The 6850-nt window shown below is 56.2% G+C and carries 6 protein-coding genes; 2 read left to right on the top strand and 4 right to left on the bottom strand.

The window, feature by feature from the left end; all coding sequences use genetic code 11:
* Positions 1 to 32: 32 nt before the first annotated feature.
* Positions 33 to 1058, bottom strand: a complete 1026-nt coding sequence (locus tag Q8W24_RS12750) for a zinc-binding alcohol dehydrogenase family protein (protein WP_305415264.1) — start codon at positions 1056 to 1058, stop codon at positions 33 to 35.
* Between the two features lie 103 nt (positions 1059 to 1161).
* Here Q8W24_RS12750 and Q8W24_RS12755 point away from each other — a divergent pair, with 103 nt between their 5' ends.
* Entirely contained in the window at positions 1162 to 2097 is a 936-nt protein-coding gene (locus Q8W24_RS12755; protein ID WP_303432018.1) for a LysR family transcriptional regulator, read from the top strand.
* A 295-nt stretch (positions 2098 to 2392) separates the two neighbouring features.
* Entirely contained in the window at positions 2393 to 3613 is a 1221-nt protein-coding gene (locus Q8W24_RS12760) for a multidrug effflux MFS transporter (RefSeq protein WP_305475521.1), read from the top strand.
* 44 nt (positions 3614 to 3657) lie between these two features.
* Here the strand turns inward: Q8W24_RS12760 and Q8W24_RS12765 are convergent, their stop codons facing one another.
* The 3 genes from Q8W24_RS12765 to Q8W24_RS12775 are packed head-to-tail and all read right to left on the bottom strand — an operon-like array spanning position 3658 to position 6652.
* Positions 3658 to 4884: an MFS transporter gene (locus Q8W24_RS12765; protein ID WP_305475522.1), complete on the bottom strand. Its 1227-nt coding sequence runs from the start codon at positions 4882 to 4884 to the stop codon at positions 3658 to 3660.
* A 5-nt stretch (positions 4885 to 4889) separates the two neighbouring features.
* Positions 4890 to 6149 (bottom strand): NAD(P)-binding domain-containing protein, encoded by a 1260-nt coding sequence (locus tag Q8W24_RS12770; RefSeq protein ID WP_305475524.1) that lies wholly within the window; start codon positions 6147 to 6149, stop codon positions 4890 to 4892.
* Between the two features lie 56 nt (positions 6150 to 6205).
* Positions 6206 to 6652, bottom strand: a complete 447-nt coding sequence (locus Q8W24_RS12775; protein WP_303432022.1) for a MarR family winged helix-turn-helix transcriptional regulator — start codon at positions 6650 to 6652, stop codon at positions 6206 to 6208.
* Between the last annotated feature and the right edge of the window lie 198 nt (positions 6653 to 6850).

A 6850-nucleotide genomic window follows, 5' to 3' on the forward strand; every position in this document is an offset into this window, starting at 1 on the left:
GATCGAGCGGTCTTGGTGCCCTGTGCCTTGTTTCAGAATCCCTGCAGAACGATCTTGCCAATGGATCGACCGGACTCCAGTTCTGCGTGGGCTGCTCGCAGGTTGGCGGCGTTGATGGTCCCCAGATTTTTGCCGGCGGTGGTCTGGATATGGCCTTGATCAACCAGATCCGCTACGCGATTGAGCAGGCGGCTTTGCTCATCCATGTCTTTGGCATGAAACATGGAACGGGCAAACATAAATTCCCAGTGCAGCGACAGACTCTTGGGTTTTATCTTGGCGATATCCAGGGTGTCAGGGTCATCAATCAGCGCGATTTTTCCGAAGGGTGCAAGTAAGTCGATATAGTGCTCGAAGTAGGATTCGGTGCTGTTCAGGCTGGCAACATGGGTCAGCTGGCCAATGCCCAGGGCTTCGATTTGTGCTGGCAGCGGCTGGGTGTGATCCACCACATAATGGGCACCGAGTTTTTTTACCCAGTTTCGTGAACTCTCCCGTGATGCAGTGGCAATAATAGTGGCGCCGGTCAGCGTGCTGGCGAGTTGCAGCAGAATCGAACCAACTCCTCCGGCAGCCCCCACAACCAGAATGACTTCATCGGATCGGCTGTTATCCTCTGGCTTCTGCTGCTGCAATGACAGGTGCTCAAACAGTAATTCCCAGGCAGTGATGGCGGTCAGTGGCAGTGCTGCCGCTTCGGCATCGGACAGGCTTTTGGGTTTGCTGCCAACGATGCGTTCATCAACCAGTTGATATTCGGCATTGCTGCCTTGCCGGCTGAGGTCGCCAGCATAATAAACCTTGTCGCCGGGATTGAATTGGGTAACCGATTCGCCGGTGGCCACGACTTCGCCCACGGCGTCCCAGCCAAGTACCTTGTTGTTGCCATCTGCTGGCGCGACGTTCTGGCGAATCTTGTAATCCACCGGGTTGACCGCAATGGCGCTGATCTTGACCAGCAGGTCACGGCCGGTGGCTATCGGTTGGGGCAATTCGATATCGTTTAGCGCTGCATGGTTATGGATAGGCAGGGATTGTGTGTAACCAATGGCTTTCATAAGGATTCTCCGGTCAGTGATGATCTGAGAGTTATAGTAGGGCTTGTATTAATCGTCTTAAACAGCACAATGGAAGAATCATTATCAAATAAAATTTGAAAATATGTTGTTAGAAGATCTCCAGGTGGCGGTTAAAGTGGCTGAGTTTCGTAGCATCACAGCGGCGGCCACCAGTCTGAATATGCGCAGTGCTACGGCCAGTGCCGCCCTTAAGCGGGTGGAAAGCGCCCTTGGGGTAGAGTTGTTTGTCCGGACGACTCGCAGTTTGCGGCTCTCTGCTGCAGGCGAACGCTATATTCCCGAGTGTGAAAAGGCATTATTGATGCTGGAGCTTGCGCGGCAAAGCGTGAAAGGTGATCTGCATGTGGTGGACGGCGAGCTGCGTATTGCCTTGTCATCGGATCTGGGACGGAATCTGGTCACGCCTTGGCTGGACGACTTTATGGATGCAAACCCTGGGGTCAGCCTGCGTTCTCATATCAGTGATAGTAATATCGACTTTTACCGTGACTCTGTGGATATCGCGCTGCGCTACGGTTCTCCTGATCAGGCCAATCTGTATGGCTTCAAAATCTGTGATGTCCCCTGTGTGCTCTGCGCCTCGCCCCAGTACCTTGAGGCTAATGGCACTCCCAGACACCCCCATGATTTGCCGTTACACAAAGGCGTGTTTTACCAGCTGCAGGATATTGTCCACGATGTGTGGGTGTTCTCCCAAGGTGGAAGCGACTACAAGATCAAGATGAGTGGCAACCGCATCGCCAACGACGGCGATCTGGTCAGGCGCTGGTGTGTTGCAGGTAAAGGGCTCGCCGTTAAATCCTGCCTCGATATGTCGTTTGATCTGTTGGCGGGCCATGTGGTCAGCGTTATGCCGGAGTACAAACCCACTGCTTCAGAGCTTTGGCTTATTTGCCCGAGCCGACAATCGATCACGCCGGCGGTTCGCTTGCTGCGGGACACCATCCGGGAACAGTGTGCGGCAATCTTGCAGCAACTGTTTGAGAAAGGGGTGATAGAGAGGGTTGCGGTCGGATAGTCTCCCCCGATTTTGCCTTTCTTTAATGAGGGACTCTGCTGCTGTTCGATGTACTGAGGACGACTTCCACAATGAGAGGAATTGCTGCTGAGCAGAGTTGTCCTCTGTATGGCTTATCAAACCGGATACAATAGCAGATGGACTGCCAGGTGTTAGACGCCCGATAGATGAGGTATAAAAAGCCCGCGTGCCCGTGCGGGCTTTTTTGTGCCTTGCGGGCTGGCAGAACACAGATATAAAACACAGATGGGCTTTCACTTACTGAGGACAGCTCACCGACCAGAAGGAAAAAACGATGACAACGGCACAACCACGGCTAGGCCGACGCGGGATGCTGTTTATGCTGGTGATTCTCGGTGCCTTTCCGCCGTTGACCATGGATATCTATCTGCCTGCGTTGCCGCAGATCGCCGAGGCGTTTGCTGTCTCCCATGATGCCGTAAATCTGACGCTGGGTGGCTATATGGTGGCCTATGCCTGCGGCATGTTGTTTTGGGGGCCGCTGAGCGAGAAGTTCGGGCGTAAGCCGATTCTGTTGATCGGGCTGGCGCTGTATGTGCTGGCCAGTCTTGGCTGTGTGTTCTCTTACAGTATTGAGCCGCTGATTCTTTCCCGGGTTTTGCAAGGTTTGGGGGGTGGTGCCATCACGGTGGTGGAAACGGCCATCGTTAAAGACCTTTACAAGGACCGTGAGCGTGAGCGGATTCTTGCCACTGTGATGTCGCTGGTCGTTATCGCGCCGTTGGTCGCCCCGGTGTTGGGGGCCGTGCTGCTGAGTGTTGCCTCATGGCATGCAATATTTGTGGCTCTCGCCCTGTTTGGCCTGTTCGCCACGGCCCTTGTGTTGCTGTTCCGGGAAAGTCTGGTCAATCGCTATGACGGGCCGGTGGTCAAGTCCTGGAGTCGGTTGGGCACGGTGCTGAGCAACCCGCGCTTTGCCTATCTGGTGTTGCTTTTTGGTATGGCGCCGATGTGCCTGATGGCGTTTATCGGCAGCGCGGCTTATGTCTATATCGATGGCTTTGGCATGTCCGAGCAGGCGTTCAGTCTGATCTTTGCCATGAATGCGGTGTGTGCCCTGATTGGCCCGATGCTGTATCTACGCCTGTCGCGGCGGATGCCGGTGCAAACCATCGTCCGCATGGGGTTTGCGGTGTTGGTGATGAGTGGTGTGATGCTGGTCTTCTTTGGTGATCGCTCACCCTGGCTTTTTGCGGCCTGTGCCGCCGTGGCCACTCTGGCTGTGGTCGGCCTGCGTGTGCCCGGCACCAACCTTATTCTGGAACAACAGCAGCGTGATACTGGCTCGGCGGTGGCGCTTGTTCATTTTATCACCAGTATGTTCGGTGCCATGGCGGTGCAGCTTGTCGCCGCCCATTCCGGCAATATGACGTCCACTCTGGGTGGCCTTTTTATGGTGGTGGGGCTGCTCTGCGGTGTTATGTGGCTGGCGGTGCAGGGGCGTCCTTTTGTGATGGATCATCTGACGAAATACGATAAAGCGGAAGTGATGTAGGGCCTGTATCTGTGGCTACAGGCTCTGTCTGTGGTTGTTGCGATTTATGTTCCGGCCTTGTGCTCTTGTGTCGGGCTCTTGGTAACAAGTGCGAGGCCAAACAATACCGGTACCAATATCGCCAGGGCCAGCATCAGGTTGAGGGCGTTGTCGGGTGTGTCGGAATGTGTCCAGTATACGGCAATCAGCCAGGGTGCTGCCGCTCGTGCCAGTGACATGGGAATCAGCATAATGCCGTTGATGCTGCCGTAGTGGTGGCGCGTCAGCAGTTCCGGTACGGCCATGCCGCGCACGATGGTAAAGATGCCGTTTGCGCCGCCATAAAGCACACACAGGGCCGCCAGTGTAAACGCCGATGGCGGTGCTTTTAATAGCAGGATCGCTAGCGGAAATGCAACGCTGGCCAGCAGGCCAAGATGTTTGATGGAGATTTCCCGGAATAACAGCAGCAATAGTCGGGCACCGACCTGGGCCGGGCCAATCAGGGCAATGGCGAACACGACGGCTTGAATATCGGAAGACAGGGCAACCAGCAGCGGATAAATATGGTAGGTAAAGCCAGAAAACAGCGCCATATAAAAACAGAAAGAAGCGGTGAGCAGGTAGAATCTCGGGCTGTATAGCATCGCCCGAACAGGATTGTCCGGGGAACTGGGGGATGCGGTTGTTGTGGGCTGGTGCCGGGTTGTGTGATCGGCCACCGTGGCTGATCGAATGGCCCAAAAGTACAGTGGGGCGGCGACGGCAATATTGATGGCTGCCAGTCCCAGTAGTGCGCCGCGCCAGCCCAGGTTGTCGAGCATCCATTGCAGCAGCGGTATAAACACCGTGCTGGCAAAACCGGCCCATAAGGTGATGGTGGTGATGGCGGAGCGGGCTTGTTGCGTCCCTAACTGGCGTATGGTGACGGCAAAGGCGGGTTCGTAAGATAACGCCGCTTGTAGTACTCCTAAAGTGATCACGACACCATACAGCGCCGTCATGGTGTTGATACTGGACCAGCCCAGCAGTGCAAGGGAAGCAGCCACCGTCGCGCCAACCATTAATGGACGACCATGGCCACGATCAATCAAAGCCCCCACCGGGTAGGCGGCTAACGCAGCCGCCAGCAAGCCCAGTGTGGCAGCCCCATAAATATCCGCACGGCTCCAGCCCAGTTCATGACAGATGGCCTCGGCAATCAGGGGGAAGCTGTAATACAGCGTTCCCCAGGACACCATTTGACTGATGCCCATCGCTGCCACAAAGCTGCGATGGGCGGGTGCAGGCAACCTGCTCATCCCTGGCAAGATGACGTGGCTGGAGAGGGTGCCGCTGCCGTCGTCGAGGCCTGGGCGGCGGCGTACATGGCGTTGCTGCCTAATGCGGTAACAACCGAGGCCACTTGTTTGTAACCGGTACGCAGCAAAAAGGTTGGTGCACGGCCATAACTCTTGATGCCCAGGATAAACAGGCCGGGTTCCGGGTGGGAGAGTTCTGCCAGGCCGTGTTCAGGCACCGAACCACAGCTGTGCTGATTGGGGTCGATCAGAGGGGCCAGTCGTGTTGGGCTTTGTGTGGCCGGGTCCAGAGAGGTACGGACTTCGGCCAGCAGGCTCAGGTTGGGACGGAAGCCGGTGGCTGCGATGATGCGATCGACGGGCGGCAAGGTACGTGAGCCACTGCGTACCATCAGCTGGCCGTTATGGCGCTCGATGGCTTCGATTTCCAGTTCGGTAAATACTTCGATACGGCCTTGCTCCAACAGCTCTTGAATGCGGACTTCCAGGCGTCGGCGTTCCTGCAATTCATCATTGGCGGGGGAGCGAACCACGTTGGTGACAGAGGCATTACGTACCCCCCAGAGTACACGCATGCCTTCGTGTTGCTCAGCCAGCACCACCAGATCCTGCAACGCGTTAAACGCCGAATGGCCACCGCCGACAACCAGCACCGACTGGTTGGCGTATTGGTCGCGAGCAGCACCAAGAATATTGGGCACACCGTAGGCGATGGCGTCTGCAGCGGCATTTTCCCCGAGTGCTGGAATGCCGTGGGTTCCCAGCCAGTTAGGGGTCTGATAAGTGCCGGAAGCGTCAATCACCGCCTGTGCGACAACGTCGCGTTCGCCGTCAGGGCCGGTAACACGGAGCACAAACGGGGACTCGTTACGGCCGCCGGTGCGCAGTACATCATGGTTGAGACGGCTGACCGACTGAACCTGGGTATTCAGCTGCAGGTGAGGGGCAATGGCCGGGTGAGAGGCAAGTGGTGTGACATACTGTGCCAGTAATTCCTGGCCAGTCGGGAAATCGCTGGCAAGCGGGTGGTTCCAGCCCTGTTGCTGCAGTAATGTAGCGGCGGCGGCATCAACGTTGTAAGCCCAGGGGGAGAACATGCGCACATGGCCCCAGCGTGCCAGGTTGGCACCGGCCTGGTCTCCGGCTTCAAATACGATGGGGGTGTAGCCCTGATCAAGCAGGTGAACGGCGGCACTCAGTCCGATAGGGCCTGCACCGATAACGGCAACCGGTAATTGGGATGTGGTTTTGTTCATAGCATGGTCTCCATGATTAATGTTGTTACTAACAACTAATTGGGTAAAAAAATGGGCTATGAGCCCAGGCGATCACGAGCGGCTTGGGTCAGCTGCCGGATCAGTGTCAATGCGCCATCGACCACTTCAGCGGGAACGTCTTTGATCATGGACGCTTCTTCCGCGATCAGGTCTTGATGGATGGTCTGGTATAACGCTTCGCCAGCAGGAGTCAGTGAAAGTTGCACTGCGCGCTGGTCGGCCGGGTCGTGGGCCTTGAGTACATATTGCTTGCGCAACAGGGAGTCGACGACCCGGCTGGTGGTGCTTTTGTCGAGATACATCTCATCGGCCAGCGCCTGAAGGCGTAACGGGCCACGCTTGACCAGGGTTTCCAGTGCGTAGCACTGGGCCACCGAGACATCGTGGTGGCAAATGCAATCACGGTCGCGGAACTGGTGAACACGGATAAGTTGGTTCACTGCTTCGTAGAGTTCCTGAGCGCGTTTCGAGCTGGCGGACATGGCGATGGGTGTCTCGTTAATGGCTGCGTTAATTGGTTGTTAGTAGCAACTATAAAAGTGCCTGTTGATGGTTGCAAGCCCGAATTTCAGAAATGGGTTCTGAAATTCGGGCTTGTGGGGGCATCTATTTAATCCGGTGCTCACTCTGGGCCACCGGATGGTTTCGAATCACGAAGCCGACTTGCAGGCCTGACGGGT

Source organism: Oceanobacter sp. 4_MG-2023, assembly GCF_030689165.1.
In the GTDB taxonomy this organism is placed as follows: Bacteria; Pseudomonadota; Gammaproteobacteria; order Pseudomonadales; family Oceanobacteraceae; genus Oceanobacter.